Below are 16,071 nucleotides of genomic sequence, written 5' to 3'. Positions count from 1 at the left end.
ATTGCCCCGATCGCGATGAGCGAAGGCCTGCGCTTTGCGATCCGTGAAGGCGGCCGTACGGTGGGCGCCGGCGTCGTCGCCAAGATCACCAAGTAATATCATTGGCGGGACCCGAGGCCGGAACTCGGGACGCGGACAAGGCCGGGTTAGTCCTGGCCCTCCGGGTCCTGGATTCCAGTACCGGGTCCCGTAAGTTTTAATCCGTACGCCAGTAGCTCAATTGGCAGAGCAGCGGTCTCCAAAACCGCAGGTTGGGGGTTCGAGTCCCTCCTGGCGTGCCATCTTCTTTAAGGAATGATGGCGGGTGCGTCGCAGCGGCTGGTATGGCCGATGCCCGAGGCATCCGCATGACGCGCATGAATACCAAGGCTGAACAGTCCAAAGGCACAAGCAGTGCCGACATCGGCAAGCTGGTGCTGGCCGTGCTGGTGCTGGCGGCCGGTATCGTCGGCTATACCTACCTAGGCAACATCGGTGCCGCCTCGCCATTGCGCCTGGTCACCATTCTCGTTGCCGTGGTCATTGCGTTGGCCATCGCCGCCTTCACGGCGCCGGGCCGCCGTGCGCGTCACTTTCTCGCCGAATCGCAGTTCGAAATGCGCAAGGTGGTCTGGCCCACGCGGGACGAGACCATCAAGACCACCGGCGTTATTATCGTTGTCGTGATCGTCCTGTCTCTGTTGCTGGGTGCGATCGATTTTCTGTTGAAGTGGGTGGTATTGGACCATCTGTTGAAGCTGGGCTCGTAATGAGGAGCGTGCGATGAGCAAGCGTTGGTACGTCGTCCATGCTTATTCCGGCTTTGAGAACCAGGTCAAGAAGTCGCTGAACGAGCGCATCCATCGCGCCGGCATGGAAGAGAAGTTCGGCGAAGTGCTGGTGCCGACCGAGGAAGTCGTGGAAATGCGCAGCGGCCAGAAGCGCCGCAGCGAGCGCAAGTTTTTCCCTGGCTATGTGCTGGTGCAGATCGAAACCGATACCGAGGGCAAGGCGCCGCGGATCGATGACGAATGCTGGCATCTGGTGAAGGAAACGCCCAAGGTGATGGGCTTCATCGGCGGCACGGCCGACCGTCCCATGCCGATCCGCGACAGCGAGGCGGATACCATCCTGAGCCGGGTTCGCGAGGGCGTGGACAAGCCCAAGCCGAAGGTGCTGTTCGAGCCGGGCGAAATGGTCCGTGTGATCGATGGTCCGTTCAACGACTTCAACGGCGTGGTCGAAGAGGTCAATTACGAGAAGAGCCGCCTGCGCGTAGCGGTGCTGATCTTTGGGCGGTCCACCCCCGTCGAGCTGGAATTCGGGCAGGTCGAGAAGGCCTGACCCTGCCATACGGCATAGGGCTTGCTTAAAGCCCCGAACGTCTCTAAACTATTCGGTTCACGCCGGAGTCTTTCGACTCGGCGTGTCCGTATTTCTGGAGCCCGCAGGATCGCAGGCTTCCCTCTCACCAGGGATTGTGCGCAGCGAGGAGCCGCAAGGCGCTGGAACTCGCGAGGAAACCACCAAATGGCAAAGAAAGTCGTCGGTTATATCAAGCTGCAGGTCAAGGCCGGTCAGGCCAACCCGTCGCCGCCCGTGGGCCCGGCCCTGGGTCAGCGCGGCCTGAACATCATGGAATTCTGCAAGGCCTTCAACGCCGCTACGCAGAAGATGGAGCCAGGGATGCCGATCCCGGTCATCATCACGGCCTACTCGGACCGCACCTTCACCTTTATCACCAAGACCCCGCCGGCCACCGTGTTGATCAAGAAGGTCACCGGCGTCGCCAAGGGCTCGTCCAAGCCGAACACCGACAAGGTCGGCAAGATCACCCGCAAGCAGCTGGAAGAAGTTGCCAAGCAGAAGGAGCCGGATCTCACGGCTGCTGATCTGGACGCCGCGGTGCGCACCATTGCCGGTAGCGCGCGCAGCATGGGCCTGGTGGTGGAGGGTTAAGACATGGCAAAGCTCACGAAGCGTATGAAGGCGGCCCAGGCCGCGGTGCAACCGGGCAAGACCTATGCCCTCGATGACGCCCTCAAGATCATCAAGGACAACGCCAAGGCGAAGTTTGTGGAGTCGGTGGATGTGGCCGTGCGCCTCGGCATCGATGCCAAGAAGTCGGACCAGGGCGTGCGCGGCTCCTCGCTGCTGCCGCACGGCACCGGCAAGACGATCAAGGTCGCCGTGTTCTGCCCGGCCGGCGAAAAAGCCGAAGCCGCCAAGGCGGCCGGAGCCGACGCAGTCGGCATGGACGATCTGGCTGAGCGCATGCAGGCAGGCGATCTCGACTTCGGTCGCGTGATCGCCACGCCGGACGCAATGCGCGTGGTCGGCAAGCTGGGCCAGCTGCTTGGCCCGCGTGGCCTGATGCCGAATCCGAAGGATGGCTCGGTCACCGCCGATGTCGTCACGGCCGTGAAGAACGCCAAGGCCGGCCAGGTGAAGTTCCGCAACGACAAGGCGGGCATCATTCACGCCACCATCGGCAAGGCCAGCTTCGAAGCTGCGCAACTGGCAGACAACCTGAATGCGCTGATCGCAGACCTGATGAAGGCCAAGCCGGCTACCGCCAAGGGCCAGTACCTGCAGAAGGTTGCGCTGTCCAGCACGATGGGCGTGGGCGTGCCGGTCGATACGTCGACCTTGAGCGCGGCCTCGGCCAAGTAACAAGTTCAAGTCCTGCGCGGACGCATGTCTGCGCAGGCAGTTTTTGAGGGTAGCCCCGGCGTAAGCCGGAGCCGCCGTCAAAGACCGCAGGCGCGACCAGCGCGCGACGACGACGGGCAGGGAGCTCTTTATCTGGCAAAGGAATCGCCGTCGCCGCCAACTTTGGTCGCTTAAATCCCCAGCCTGCGTAGATGGTGCTGCCCCTTCTGGAATCGCTCTGGAAAGGCCACCACCCGGGACCTCAAGTCCCCGATGTCAAGGACGGCATCGCTCAGGACCGCACGCGGCAGGAGCCGTAAGCGGAGTTCATAAGAGGAGTGAAACATGGCTCTGAATCTCTCTCAGAAGCAAGAAGTAGTCGCCGAACTGGCCGCCGTGGCCGCGAAGGCTCACTCCTTGGTCGCTGCCGAGTATGCGGGCACCACGGTCGAACAGATGACCGCGATGCGCAAGAAGGCTCGTGAAACCGGCGTTTTCTTGAAAGTCGTCAAGAACACGCTGGCTTCGCGCGCCGTGGTGAGTACCGAGTTCGAGGTCGTCAAGGACGCCCTGACCGGTCCGCTGCTGTACGCATTCTCGATGGAAGAGCCCGGCGCTGCCGGTCGTCTGATCAAGGAATTCGCCAAGGGCAACGACAAGCTGAAGGCGAAAGTCGTCTCGGTGGAAGGCAAGCTGCTGCCGGCTACGCACGTCGAAGTGCTGGCCTCGCTGCCGACCCGCGAAGAGGCCCTCGCCATGCTGGCCCGTGTGCTGGCCGAACCCGCTGCGATGTTTGCGCGCGCCGTCAAGGCCGTGGCCGACAAGCAGGGTGGCGGCGAAGCTGCCCCGGCCGAAGCCGCGTCTGCCTAAGTTTCGACGCGATCCAAACGAATTCAATTTCCAGAGGTAAATCAAATGTCCCTTACCAACGAACAGATCGTTGAAGCCGTAGCCGCCAAGTCGCTGATGGAAGTGATGGAGCTGGTGAAGGCCATCGAAGAGAAGTTTGGCGTGTCCGCCGCTGCTCCGGTCGTCATGGCTGGCGGTGGTGGTGCCGCGGCTCCCGCTGTCGAAGAGAAGACCGAATTCGACGTCGTTCTGGTGAACGCCGGCGAGAAGAAGGTCGACGTGATCAAGGCTGTTCGCGCGATCACCGGCCTCGGCCTGAAGGAAGCCAAGGACCTGACCGAGTCGGGTGGCGTCCTGAAGGAAGCCGTGTCGAAGGAAGACGCCGAGAAGTTCAAGAAGGACCTCGAAGCCGCCGGCGCCAAGGTCGAACTGAAGTAATTGGCGCTCTTGCGCGCCGTCAGTTTGATCCAGCGCAAGCCAAGCCTGGGGGCGTAAGTCCCCGGGCTTTGCCCGCTTCACTTGGCTGCGTGCTGGCTGCGCAGCAGCCAGCAGCGGGCCACGGATGGCCCGCCGCGAACCAAGTGCTTGCACTTGGTTCATCGGAGCCCGGTCATTAGACCGGGCGTGTCCGAAAAGGGCAGGAGCCCTTTTCAGACACATCAAGTACGGACGCTCTGGAGCTCCGGGGCATGGAGGATGGCTGGTCTTAAGACTTCCCACCCTCGATCCCCCAGATCCAAGTTTCCCAATTTAGCCGGTGTGTGCACCACCGGCGCCACAGCGAACCGAGGCGTCACCGATCATGACCTACTCGTTTACCGAGAAGAAGCGTATCCGCAAGGATTTCGGCAAGCGTCCGCCCGTACTGGGCGTGCCTAACCTGCTGACTATCCAGACCGATTCCTACCGTGAATTCCTGCAGGAGGAAGTTGCTCCCAAGCAGCGCGAAGACAAAGGTCTGCACGCCGCCTTGAAGTCCGTGTTTCCGATCGTCAGCTACTCGGGCAACGCGGCCCTTGAATACGTCGATTACCGTCTTGGTGAACCGCCGTTCGACGAGCGCGAATGCCGCAACCGCGGCATGACCTTCGGCGCGCCGCTGCGCGTCACCGTGCGCCTGGTGATCTACGACAAGGACAGCCCGGCTTCGAAGAAGGCCGTGAAATATGTGAAGGAGCAGGAAGTCTACATGGGCGAAATCCCGCTCATGACCGACACCGGCACCTTCATCATCAACGGCACCGAGCGCGTGATCGTGTCGCAGCTGCATCGTTCGCCGGGCGTGTTCTTCGACCATGACCGTGGCAAGACGCACAGCTCCGGCAAGCTGCTGTTTTCGGCGCGCGTGATTCCCTACCGCGGCTCTTGGCTGGACTTCGAATTCGATCCCAAGGACGCGCTGTTCACCCGTATCGACCGTCGCCGCAAGCTGCCGGTGACCGTGCTGCTGCGTGCGCTCGGCTACAGCAACGAAGAGATGCTTGCGATCTTCTTCGAGCACAACGTGTTCCACCTCGGCAAGAAGGGCGGCACCACGCTGGAGCTGGTCGCCGAACGTCTGCGTGGCGAAACGCTGAGCTTCGACCTGATGATCGGCGACAAGGTGCTGGTGGAAGCCGGCAAGCGCATTACTGCGCGCCATGTGCGTCAGCTTGCGGCCGAGAACATCACTGCGCTGGAAGTGCCGGATGATTACCCGGTCGGCCGCATCCTCGCCATCGACATCGTCGATTCGAAGACCGGCGAGCTGCTGGCTGCCGCGAACGACGAAATCACCGCCGAGCAACTCGAGAACTTCCGCAAGGCCGGCATCGAGACGCTGCCTACCCTGTATGTGAACGATCTCGATCGCGGCGCCTACATCTCGCACACCTTGCGCATCGACAGCACCAAGACGCAGCTTGAAGCGCTGGTGGAAATCTACCGCATGATGCGTCCGGGCGAGCCGCCGACCAAGGAAGCGGCGCAGAACCTGTTCTTCAACCTGTTCTTCACCTTCGACCGCTACGACCTGTCGGCGGTGGGCCGCATGAAGTTCAACCGTCGCGTCGGCCGCAAGGAGATCCTTGGCCCCGGCGTGCTGTACGACCAGAAGTACTTCGGCGAACTGAAGAACGAAGAGGCGCAGGCGCTGGTCGCCGCGCAGGGCGAAAGCTCCGACATCCTCGACGTGCTGAAGGTGCTGATCGACATCAAGAACGGTCACGGCACGGTGGACGACATCGACCACCTCGGCAACCGTCGCGTGCGTTCGGTGGGCGAAATGGCGGAGAACACCTTCCGCATCGGCCTGGTGCGCGTGGAGCGTGCGGTGCGCGAGCGCCTTTCGCTGGCCGAAGCCGAGAGCCTGACGCCGCAGGATCTGATCAACGCCAAGCCGGTCGCGGCGGCGGTGAAGGAGTTCTTCGGCTCCTCGCAGCTTTCACAGTTCATGGACCAGAACAACCCGCTGTCGGAGGTGACCCACAAGCGTCGCGTTTCCGCCTTGGGACCGGGTGGTCTGACGCGTGAGCGCGCGGGCTTCGAAGTGCGCGACGTGCACCCCACGCACTACGGTCGCGTTTGCACCATCGAAACGCCGGAAGGCCCGAACATCGGCCTGATCAACTCGCTCGCCGTGTACGCGCGCACCAACCAGTACGGCTTCCTCGAGACGCCGTACCGCAAGGTCGTGGACGGCAAGGTCACCAACCAGGTGGAATACCTGTCGGCGATCGAAGAGGGCGACCACGTGATCGCGCAGGCGAACTCGCCGCTCAAGGACGGACGCTTCGTCGAGGACTTCGTGTCCTGCCGTTTCCGCGGCGAGTCGGAGCTGCGCCCGTCGGCCGAGATCAACTATATGGACGTCTCGCCGATGCAGACCGTGTCGGTCGCAGCGGCGCTGGTGCCGTTCCTGGAACACGACGACGCGAACCGCGCGCTGATGGGCGCGAACATGCAGCGCCAGGCCGTGCCGACCCTGCGTTCGCAGACCCCGCTAGTGGGTACCGGCATCGAACGCGCCGTGGCGCGTGACTCGGGTGTCATCGTCACCGCCAAGCGCGGCGGCGTGATCGACCAGGTCGACGCAGCCCGTATCGTGGTGCGCGTGAACGAGAGCGAAGTCGGCGAAAACGATGCCGGCGTCGATATCTATACGCTGACCAAGTACACCCGTTCCAACCAGAACACCAACCTCAATCAGCGTCCGCTGGTGAACGTGGGTGACTTGGTGGCGAAGGGCGACACGCTGGCCGACGGTTCGTCGACCGACCTGGGCGAGCTCGCGCTCGGCCAGAACATGCTGATCGCCTTCATGCCGTGGAACGGCTATAACTTCGAAGACTCGATCCTGCTCTCCGAGCGTGTCGTGCAGGAAGATCGCTACACCTCGATCCACATCGAGGAGCTGTCCTGCATTGCGCGCGACACCAAGCTGGGCGCGGAGGAAATCACCGCCGACATCCCGAACGTTGGCGAGCAGGCGCTGGCGCGTCTGGACGAATCCGGCATCGTTTACATCGGCGCGGAAGTGAAGGCCGGCGACATCATGGTCGGCAAGGTCACGCCCAAGGGCGAAAGCCAGCTCACGCCGGAAGAAAAGCTGTTGCGTGCGATCTTCGGCGAGAAGGCCTCGGACGTGAAGGACAGCTCGCTGCGCGTGCCGCCGGGCATGGACGGTACGGTCATCGACGTGCAGGTGTTCACGCGCGACGGCATCGAGAAGGACAAGCGCGCGCGCCAGATCGAAGAGATGGAAATCAAGCGCATCCGCAAGGACTTCGACGACCAGTTCCGCATCCTCGAAGGCGCGATCTACAACCGTATGCGCGCACAGCTCGTCGGCAAGGTCGCCAACAGCGGCCCGGCCGGTCTCAAGCGTGGTGCCGAGATCACCAACGAATATCTCGACGGCCTGAAGAAGGACGACTGGTTCAAGGTCAATCCCAAGGACGAAGCCACGGTCGAGTTCCTTGAGCGCGCGTCCGAGCAGGTCAAGCGTCACAAGGAAGAGTTCGACAAGCGCTTCAAGGAAAAGCAGGCAAAGATCACCCAGGGCGACGACCTCGCACCGGGCGTGCTGAAGATGGTCAAGGTGTTCCTGGCCGTGAAGCGCCGCATTCAGCCGGGCGACAAGATGGCCGGCCGTCACGGCAACAAGGGCGTGGTGTCCAACGTGGTGCCGGTGGAAGACATGCCGTACATGGCTGACGGCACGTCGATCGACATCTGCCTGAACCCGCTGGGCGTGCCTTCGCGTATGAACATCGGCCAGATTCTGGAAGTGCACTTGGGCTGGGCTGCGAAAGGCCTGGGCAAGAAGATCCAGAAGATGCTCGAAGCACAGGAGAAGGTGGCGAAGATCCGCGAGTTCCTCGACCAGATCTACAACCACCACGTCGCCGGTGCCGTGCAGCATGTCGACCTGAAGTCGCTGACCGATGAGGAAATCATCACGCTGGCGAACAATCTGCAGGACGGCGTGCCGATGGCCACCCCGGTGTTCGACGGTGCCGAGGAAGCCGAGCTGAAGGCGATGCTGAGGCTGGCGGAGCTGCCCGAGTCGGGCCAGACGATGCTGTACGACGGCCGCACCGGCGAGGCGTTCGACCGTCCGGTCACCGTCGGCTACATGCACTATCTCAAACTCAACCACTTGGTCGACGACAAGATGCACGCGCGTTCGACCGGTCCGTACTCGCTCGTCACCCAGCAGCCGCTGGGCGGCAAGGCGCAGTTCGGCGGTCAGCGTTTCGGCGAAATGGAAGTCTGGGCGCTGGAAGCCTACGGCGCGGCTTACACCCTGCAGGAAATGCTCACGGTGAAGTCCGACGACGTGCAGGGCCGCAACCAGATGTACAAGAACATCGTCGACGGCAACCACGAGATGGCGGCTGGCATGCCGGAATCCTTCAACGTGCTGGTGAAGGAAATCCGCTCGCTCGGCATCGACATCGACCTGGAAGAGATCAAGTAACCCGAGGGTTACAGGAGCTTATGCAATGAAAGATTTGCTCAATCTGTTCAATCAGCAGCGCACCACGCCGGAGTTCGATTCGATCAAGATCGCGCTGGCGTCCCCGGAGCTGATCCGTTCCTGGTCGTACGGCGAGGTGAAGAAGCCCGAAACGATCAACTACCGCACCTTCAAACCGGAGCGTGACGGCCTGTTCTGCGCCGCCATCTTCGGCCCGGTGAAGGACTACGAGTGCTTGTGCGGCAAGTACAAGCGCATGAAGCACCGCGGCGTGGTGTGCGAAAAGTGCGGCACGGAAGTGACGCTGGCCAAGGTGCGCCGCGAGCGCATGGGCCACATCGAGCTGGCCAGCCCGGTCGCGCACATCTGGTTCCTCAAGTCGCTGCCCTCGCGCATCGGCCTGATGCTGGACATGACCCTGCGCGACATCGAGCGCATCCTGTACTTCGAGGCCTTCGTGGTGATCGATCCGGGTCTGACCGCGCTTGAGCGCGGCCAGCTGCTGAGTGAAGACCAGTACCTGGAAGCGGTGGAAGAGCACGGCGACGAATTCGACGCCCGCATGGGTGCCGAGGCCGTCTACGAATTGCTGAAGTCGCTGGACTTGCCGGGCGAAGTGATTCGTCTGAAGGAAGAGATCGCCTCGACGAACTCCGAGACCAAGCTCAAGCGCCTCACCAAGCGCGTAAAGCTGATCGAGGCCTTCCTCGAGTCCGGCAACCGTCCGGAATGGATGGTCATGACCGTGCTGCCCGTGCTGCCGCCGGACCTGCGTCCGCTGGTGCCGCTGGATGGTGGCCGTTTCGCGACCTCCGATCTGAACGATCTGTATCGCCGCGTCATCAACCGCAACAACCGCCTGAAGCGCCTGCTTGAGCTGAATGCGCCCGACATCATCGTGCGCAACGAGAAGCGCATGCTGCAGGAGTCGGTCGATGCCCTGATGGACAACGGCCGTCGCGGCCGCGCCATCACCGGTACCAACAAGCGCGCGCTGAAGTCGCTCGCCGACATGATCAAGGGCAAGCAGGGCCGCTTCCGCCAGAACCTGCTCGGCAAGCGCGTGGACTACTCCGGCCGTTCGGTGATCGTGGTCGGCCCGACCTTGCGCCTGCACCAGTGCGGGCTGCCGAAGAAGATGGCGCTGGAGCTGTTCAAGCCCTTCATCTTCGCCAAGCTGCAGGCACGCGGCGAGGCCACCACCATCAAGGCGGCGAAGAAGCTGGTCGAACGTGAAGAGCCGATGGTGTGGGACATCCTCGAAGAGGTGATCCGCGAACATCCGGTGCTGCTGAACCGTGCGCCGACGCTGCACCGTCTCGGCATCCAGGCGTTCGAGCCGAAGCTGATCGAAGGCAAGGCCATCCAGCTGCATCCGCTGGTGTGTACCGCATTCAACGCCGACTTCGACGGCGACCAGATGGCCGTTCACGTGCCGCTGTCGATCGAAGCGCAGTTGGAAGCGCGTGCACTGATGATGTCGTCCAACAACATCCTGTCGCCGGCCAACGGCGAGCCGATCATCGTGCCGACGCAGGACGTGGTGCTGGGCCTGTACTACATGACGCGCGAGCTGGTGAATGCGAAGGGCACCGGCATGGTGTTCTCCAGCATCAGCGAAGTGCGCCGCGCCTACGACAATCGCGCGATCCAGTTGCACGCGCGGATCAAGGTGCGCATGAGGCTGGTGCACGTGCACGACAACGGTGAGCGCACCAGCAGCATCTCGCTGATGGAAACCACCGTGGGCCGTGCGCTGCTGGCCGAGATCATGCCGGAAGGCCTGCCGTTCGAGCTGGCCAACACCGAATTGACCAAGAAGAACATCTCGCGTCTGATCAATGCCTGCTATCGCCGCCTGGGCCTGAAGGACACGGTGATTTTCGCCGACCAGCTGATGTACACCGGCTTCCGTTTCGCGACGCGCGCCGGCATCTCCATCGGCATCGACGACATGATCATCCCGAACGAGAAGAAGCCGATCCTGGAAGAAGCCGAGAAGGAAGTGGTCGAAATCCAGGAGCAGTACCAGTCGGGCCTGGTCACCGCCGGCGAGCGTTACAACAAGGTCGTCGACATCTGGTCGCGCACCAACGAACTGGTTGCCAAAGCGATGATCGACGGCATCGGTACCGAGAAGGTGAGCGATGCCGAAGGCAAGACGGTCGCGCAGAAGTCGATGAACTCGCTGTACATCATGGCCGACTCCGGTGCGCGTGGTTCGGTGGCGCAGATTCGCCAGCTCGCCGGCATGCGCGGCCTGATGGCGCGTCCGGACGGCTCGATCATCGAGACGCCGATCAAGGCGAACTTCCGCGAAGGCCTGAACGTGCTGCAGTACTTCAACTCCACGCACGGTGCCCGTAAGGGTCTGGCCGACACGGCGTTGAAGACGGCGAACTCCGGTTACCTCACCCGTCGACTGGTCGACGTGGCGCAGGACGTGGTCATCACTTCGACCGATTGCGGTACCGAAGAAGGCCTGATGATGCAGCCGATCGTGGAAGGCGGCGACGTGGTCGAGCCGCTGCGCGAGCGCGTCCTCGGCCGCGTGGTGGCCGAAGATGTGTATGGTCCGGGCGAAAGCGACGAGCCGATCGTCACGCGCAACACGCTGCTGGACGAGGCCCTGGTCGAGAAACTCGACAAGGCCGGCGTGCAGTCCATCAAGGTGCGTTCGTCGATCACTTGCGAAGCCAGCCATGGCGTTTGCGCGCTGTGCTACGGCCGCGATCTTGCACGTGGCCATCTGGTGAACATGGGTGAAGCCGTGGGCGTGGTCGCCGCGCAGTCGATCGGTGAGCCGGGTACCCAGCTCACCATGCGTACGTTCCACATCGGTGGTGCGGCGTCGCGTGCGGCTGCAGTGGACAACGTGTCGGTGAAGACCACCGGCGCAGTGAAGTTCAACAACTTGAAGACCGTGCAGCACGGCCAGGGCCACCTGGTGGCCGTGTCGCGTTCGGGCGAGGTGTCGGTGATCGATGCCAATGGCCGCGAGCGTGAGCGCTACAAGGTGCCCTACGGCGCCACCATTTCGGTGAAGGATGGTGCGCCGGTCAAGGCGGGCCAGACCATCGCCAACTGGGATCCGCATACCCACCCGATCGTGTCGGAAGTGGCGGGCGTGGTGCGCTTCATCGACTTCATCGACGGCGTCACCGTGCAGAGCCAGACGGACGAGCTCACCGGCCTGGAATCGGCGGTCGTGACCGATCCGAAGCGTCGCGGCACTGCGGCCAAGGATCTGCGTCCGATCGTGCGCCTGGAAGACAGCAAGGGCCGTGAGCTCAAGCTGCCGGGCACCGACGTGCCGGCGCAGTACTTCCTGCCGGCCGGGGCGATCGTGTCGATCCAGAATGGCGCCGAAGTGGGCGTGGGCGACGTGGTTGCCCGTATCCCGCAGGAAACCTCCAAGACCCGCGACATCACCGGCGGTCTGCCGCGTGTGGCCGACCTCTTCGAAGCGCGCAAGCCGAAGGAACCGGCGATTCTCGCCGAGCGGTCGGGCGTGGTCAGCTTCGGCAAGGACACCAAGGGCAAGCAGCGCCTGATCATCAAGGACAGCGACGGCAACGAGCACGAAGAGCTGATCCCGAAGTGGCGCCAGGTCATCGTGTTCGAAGGCGAGCACGTGGAGAAGGGCGAAACCGTGGTGGACGGCGAGCCGAATCCGCATGACATCCTGCGTCTGCTGGGTGTCGAGCAGCTGGCCGCGTACCTGGTCAAGGAAATCCAGGACGTCTATCGCCTGCAGGGCGTGAAGATCAACGACAAGCACATCGAAACGATCATTCGCCAGATGCTGCGCAAGGTCGAGATCACCGAGCCGGGCGAGAGCCACTACCTGCGCGGTGAGCAGGTGGAACGGGTGCGCATCTCTGCCGAAAACGATCGTGCGGAGACCCGCAACGAGCGTCCGGCCGAATTCCAGTCGGTGCTGCTGGGTATCACCAAGGCATCGCTGGCGACCGAGTCGTTCATTTCGGCGGCCTCGTTCCAGGAAACCACCCGCGTTCTCACCGAGGCGGCGGTTCGTGGCACGCGCGATACCTTGCGTGGCCTCAAGGAAAATGTTATTGTCGGCCGTCTGATTCCGGCAGGTACGGGTCTGGCGTATCACGCGCAGCGTCATCGCCAGGGCGGCTTGACCGCTTCGGAACTGGAAACCCTTTCCGGTTCCTCCCAGGTCTCCTTCGCGGAGGCGCCGGTAGGCACTGATGCAGGTATCGAGTAAGCCCCGAAAGGCTTGCTTGCCGACATACGAAATGAGGCGCAGGGAGTGCGCCTCGTGTTCGAGTCTAGGACGGCGGGCGTTTCCTTGCTTGAGGCAGGGCGCCCATGTTAAATTCCCGCTTCTTGGCAGACCGGTTTTGTCGGTCTGCCTTTATGTTTCCCAGGAATAGCTTCGCATGACGACAGTCAATCAGCTGGTGCGCAAATCCCGCAGCCCGAAGAGCTACAAGAGCGCTTCGCCGGCCCTGCAAAGCAGCCCGCAGCGTCGCGGCGTCTGCACGCGCGTTTACACCACCACCCCCAAGAAGCCGAACTCGGCCCTGCGTAAGGTTGCCAAGGTGCGCCTGACCAACGGTTACGAGGTCATCAGCTACATCGGCGGCGAAGGCCACAACCTGCAGGAGCACTCGGTGGTGCTCATCCGCGGCGGCCGTGTGAAGGACCTGCCGGGTGTGCGCTACCACACCGTACGCGGCAGCCTCGACTGCGCCGGCGTCACGAAGCGCCGTCAGAGTCGTTCGAAGTACGGCGCCAAGCGCCCGAAGAAGGCCTAATTTATTGAAGAGTGCGGCCAGGACGGCCGCTCACCCGTGGGCAGGACGTCCACAGAAGATAACGGACAACAAACATGTCACGTAAAGGTTCCCATCCCGCCCGCCTGGTGCTGCCCGATCCCAAGCACGGTAGCCAGCTGATTGCCCGTTTCATCAACATGGTGATGAAGAGCGGCAAGAAGTCCGTGGCCGAGTCCATCGTGTATGGAGCGCTCGACCACATCGGCGAAAAGCATGCCGAGGCGGTGCAGTTGGTCGAGAAGGCCCTTGGTAATATCGCTCCGGCGGTCGAGGTGAAGTCCCGCCGCGTCGGTGGCGCCACCTACCAGGTGCCGGTCGAAGTGCGTCCGGGCCGCCGTATGGCACTGGCCATGCGCTGGGCGATCGAAGCTGCGCGCAAGCGCGGTGAAACGTCCATGCCGCGCAAGCTGGCTGCCGAGCTGATGGAGGCATCGGAAAACCGCGGCGGCGCCATCAAGAAGCGTGAAGAAACGCATCGCATGGCCGAGGCCAACAAGGCCTTCTCGCACTACCGCTGGTAAGCCAAGCACGTCCGATTCGAGGTTAGTCCCGTGGCACGCACCACTCCCATCGAGCGCTACCGCAACTTCGGCATCATGGCGCACATTGATGCCGGGAAGACCACGACCACGGAGCGCATCCTGTTCTACACCGGCGTCAGTCACAAGATTGGCGAGGTGCACGACGGTGCGGCGACCATGGACTGGATGGAGCAGGAGCAGGAGCGTGGCATCACCATTACGTCGGCGGCAACGACGGCGTTTTGGAAGGGCATGGATCGTTCCTTGCCCGAACACCGCTTCAACATCATCGACACCCCCGGTCACGTCGACTTCACCATTGAGGTGGAGCGTTCGTTGCGCGTGCTCGATGGTGCGGTGTTCGTGCTGTGTGCGGTGGGTGGTGTGCAGCCGCAGTCCGAAACGGTGTGGCGCCAGGCGAACAAGTACAGCGTGCCGCGCCTTGCCTTCGTCAACAAGATGGACCGGACCGGTGCGAACTTCGGCAAGGTCGTCGAACAGTTGAAGTCGCGCCTGGGGGCCAACCCGGTGCCGATGCAGGTGCCGATCGGTGCCGAAGACAATTTCGAGGGCGTGATCGATCTGCTCAAGATGAAGGCGATCGTGTGGGACATGGAGTCCCAGGGCATGAAGTTCGAGTACCAGGACATTCCGGCCAGCCTGAAGGACACCGCCGCAGAGGCGCGCAGCTTCATGGTGGAATCGGCGGCCGAAACGTCCGAAGAGTTGATGAACAAGTATCTGGAAGAGGGTGACCTCTCCGAGGTGGACGTCATCGCCGGCCTGCGCGCCGGCACGCTCGCGAACAAGCTGATTCCGGTGTTCTGTGGCAGCGCGTTCAAGAACAAGGGCGTGCAGGCCATGTTGGACGCCGTCATCCAGCTGCTGCCGTCGCCGGCCGATCGTCCGCCGGTGAAGGGCATCGACGAGAATGAAAAGGAAGCCAGCCGTACGGCTGACGACAACGCGCCATTCTCTTCGCTTGCGTTCAAGATCATGACCGATCCGTTCGTCGGTTCGCTGACGTTCTTCCGTGTCTACTCCGGTACGCTGAACTCCGGCGATGCCGTGTACAACCCGGTGAAGTCGAAGAAAGAGCGCATCGGCCGCATTCTGCAGATGCACGCCAACGAACGGCAGGAAATCAAGGAAGTTCGCGCGGGCGATATCGCTGCTGCGGTCGGCCTGAAGGATGTCACCACGGGTGACACGCTGTGCTCGCAGGATCACATCATCACCCTGGAGCGCATGACGTTCCCGGAGCCGGTGATCTCGATGGCGGTCGAGCCCAGAACGAAGTCGGACCAGGAAAAGATGGGCATCGCGCTCGGCCGTCTGGCTGCCGAAGATCCGTCTTTCCGTGTGCGCACCGACGAGGAGTCTGGCCAGACCATCATCGCCGGCATGGGTGAGCTGCATCTGGACATTATCGTCGACCGCATGCGTCGCGAGTTCAATGTGGAAGCCAACGTCGGCAAGCCCCAGGTGGCTTATCGCGAAACGATCCAGGGCGCCTACAAGGCGGACTTCAAGCATGCCAAGCAGTCCGGCGGCAAAGGTCAGTACGGGCACGTGGTCATCGAGTTCTCCGCGATGAACGACGAAGACCGTAAAAACCCGAACGTGAAGGACGACTTCCTGTTCGTCAACGACATTACGGGCGGTGTGGTTCCCAAGGAATACATCCCGTCGGTGGAAAAGGGCCTGCGCGAATCCATCACCAGCGGCCAGCTTGCGGGCTTCCCGGTGGTCGGCGTGAAGGCGAAGCTGGTGTTCGGTTCGTACCACGATGTCGACTCGTCGGAAATGGCCTTCAAGATCGCCGCGCATGGCGCGTTCAGGGAGCTCTTCAGGGAAGGCGCGAAGCAATCGCAGCCGATCCTGCTCGAGCCGATCATGAAGGTGGAAGTCGTGACGCCTGAGGACTACCTCGGTGACGTCATGGGCGACATCAGCCGTCGTCGCGGCATCCTGCAGGGCTCCGACGATACGCCGTCGGGCAAGACCATCAACGCGATGATACCGCTGGGTGAGATGTTCGGTTACGCCACGGCGCTTCGTTCGCAGACGCAGGGCCGGGCCACCTTCACGATGGAATTCGATCACTACGAGCCGGCGCCGAACAACATCGCCGAACAGGTCATGAAGAAGGCCTGATAGGGCGTTCTTCTCCAAACAACACAGTTCTTTCAGAGGTTTGAACCATGGCAAAGGGTAAATTCGAACGCACCAAGCCGCACGTGAACGTGGGCACGATCGGTCACGTGGACCACGGCAAGACGACGCTGACGGCGGCGCT

The 16,071-nt window shown here is 62.5% G+C and carries 13 protein-coding genes and 1 tRNA gene; all 14 read left to right on the top strand.

Going from position 1 to position 16,071, the window contains the following annotated elements:
- A partial coding sequence (locus EKH80_RS23205) for an EF-Tu C-terminal domain-related protein (RefSeq protein ID WP_148110417.1) occupies positions 1-96 on the top strand: 96 nt, incomplete at its 5' end.
- A 109-nt stretch (positions 97-205) separates the two neighbouring features.
- Positions 206-281 (top strand) — tRNA-Trp (locus tag EKH80_RS23200).
- A 75-nt stretch (positions 282-356) separates the two neighbouring features.
- Positions 357-749, top strand: a complete 393-nt coding sequence (gene secE / locus EKH80_RS23195; protein ID WP_126687180.1) for a preprotein translocase subunit SecE — start codon at positions 357-359, stop codon at positions 747-749.
- Positions 750-762: 13 nt separating this feature from the next.
- Positions 763-1,323: a transcription termination/antitermination protein NusG gene (gene nusG / locus EKH80_RS23190; protein ID WP_126687179.1), complete on the top strand. Its 561-nt coding sequence runs from the start codon at positions 763-765 to the stop codon at positions 1,321-1,323.
- Between the two features lie 186 nt (positions 1,324-1,509).
- Positions 1,510-1,938, top strand: coding sequence for a 50S ribosomal protein L11 (gene rplK, locus EKH80_RS23185; RefSeq protein ID WP_126687178.1), 429 nt, complete (start codon positions 1,510-1,512; stop codon positions 1,936-1,938).
- 3 nt (positions 1,939-1,941) lie between these two features.
- Positions 1,942-2,652 carry a 50S ribosomal protein L1 gene (rplA, locus tag EKH80_RS23180; protein ID WP_126687177.1) on the top strand — a complete coding sequence of 237 codons (711 nt, stop codon included), beginning with the start codon at positions 1,942-1,944 and terminating at the stop codon, positions 2,650-2,652.
- A 324-nt stretch (positions 2,653-2,976) separates the two neighbouring features.
- Positions 2,977-3,501, top strand: coding sequence for a 50S ribosomal protein L10 (gene rplJ, locus EKH80_RS23175; protein ID WP_126687176.1), 525 nt, complete (start codon positions 2,977-2,979; stop codon positions 3,499-3,501).
- Positions 3,502-3,546: 45 nt separating this feature from the next.
- Positions 3,547-3,918 carry a 50S ribosomal protein L7/L12 gene (rplL, locus tag EKH80_RS23170; RefSeq protein WP_126687175.1) on the top strand — a complete coding sequence of 124 codons (372 nt, stop codon included), beginning with the start codon at positions 3,547-3,549 and terminating at the stop codon, positions 3,916-3,918.
- A gap of 361 nt (positions 3,919-4,279) precedes the next feature.
- Positions 4,280-8,440 carry a DNA-directed RNA polymerase subunit beta gene (rpoB, locus tag EKH80_RS23165; RefSeq protein ID WP_196240429.1) on the top strand — a complete coding sequence of 1,387 codons (4,161 nt, stop codon included), beginning with the start codon at positions 4,280-4,282 and terminating at the stop codon, positions 8,438-8,440.
- A gap of 25 nt (positions 8,441-8,465) precedes the next feature.
- Complete coding sequence (gene rpoC, locus EKH80_RS23160) at positions 8,466-12,677, top strand: DNA-directed RNA polymerase subunit beta' (protein ID WP_126687173.1); 4,212 nt, start codon at positions 8,466-8,468, stop codon at positions 12,675-12,677.
- A 175-nt stretch (positions 12,678-12,852) separates the two neighbouring features.
- A complete protein-coding gene (gene rpsL / locus EKH80_RS23155) occupies positions 12,853-13,230 on the top strand; it encodes a 30S ribosomal protein S12 (RefSeq protein ID WP_126687172.1) in 378 nt (125 codons plus the stop codon).
- Between the two features lie 74 nt (positions 13,231-13,304).
- A complete protein-coding gene (gene rpsG / locus EKH80_RS23150) occupies positions 13,305-13,772 on the top strand; it encodes a 30S ribosomal protein S7 (RefSeq protein ID WP_126687171.1) in 468 nt (155 codons plus the stop codon).
- Between the two features lie 30 nt (positions 13,773-13,802).
- Positions 13,803-15,929 (top strand): elongation factor G, encoded by a 2,127-nt coding sequence (gene fusA / locus EKH80_RS23145; protein WP_126687170.1) that lies wholly within the window; start codon positions 13,803-13,805, stop codon positions 15,927-15,929.
- 47 nt (positions 15,930-15,976) lie between these two features.
- Positions 15,977-16,071, top strand: a 95-nt coding sequence (locus tag EKH80_RS23140) for a GTP-binding protein (RefSeq protein ID WP_038054197.1), incomplete at its 3' end; no start/stop codon positions are given.

Source organism: Dyella choica, from assembly GCF_003977665.1.
GTDB lineage: Bacteria > Pseudomonadota > Gammaproteobacteria > Xanthomonadales > Rhodanobacteraceae > Dyella_B > Dyella_B choica.
The sequence above is the reverse complement of the archived record's forward strand: the minus strand, read 5'-3'. Positions and strand labels throughout refer to the sequence as shown.

What these genes read in the sequence shown, in the direction of transcription:
- secE (WP_126687180.1), top strand. Translation starts at nt 357, where the DNA reads ATGAATACCAAGGCTGAACAGTCCAAAGGCACAAGCAGTGCCGACATC.
- nusG (WP_126687179.1), top strand. Translation starts at nt 763, where the DNA reads ATGAGCAAGCGTTGGTACGTCGTCCATGCTTATTCCGGCTTTGAGAAC.
- rplK (WP_126687178.1), top strand. Translation starts at nt 1,510, where the DNA reads ATGGCAAAGAAAGTCGTCGGTTATATCAAGCTGCAGGTCAAGGCCGGT.
- rplA (WP_126687177.1), top strand. Translation starts at nt 1,942, where the DNA reads ATGGCAAAGCTCACGAAGCGTATGAAGGCGGCCCAGGCCGCGGTGCAA.
- rplJ (WP_126687176.1), top strand. Translation starts at nt 2,977, where the DNA reads ATGGCTCTGAATCTCTCTCAGAAGCAAGAAGTAGTCGCCGAACTGGCC.
- rplL (WP_126687175.1), top strand. Translation starts at nt 3,547, where the DNA reads ATGTCCCTTACCAACGAACAGATCGTTGAAGCCGTAGCCGCCAAGTCG.
- rpoC (WP_126687173.1), top strand. Translation starts at nt 8,466, where the DNA reads ATGAAAGATTTGCTCAATCTGTTCAATCAGCAGCGCACCACGCCGGAG.
- rpsL (WP_126687172.1), top strand. Translation starts at nt 12,853, where the DNA reads ATGACGACAGTCAATCAGCTGGTGCGCAAATCCCGCAGCCCGAAGAGC.
- rpsG (WP_126687171.1), top strand. Translation starts at nt 13,305, where the DNA reads ATGTCACGTAAAGGTTCCCATCCCGCCCGCCTGGTGCTGCCCGATCCC.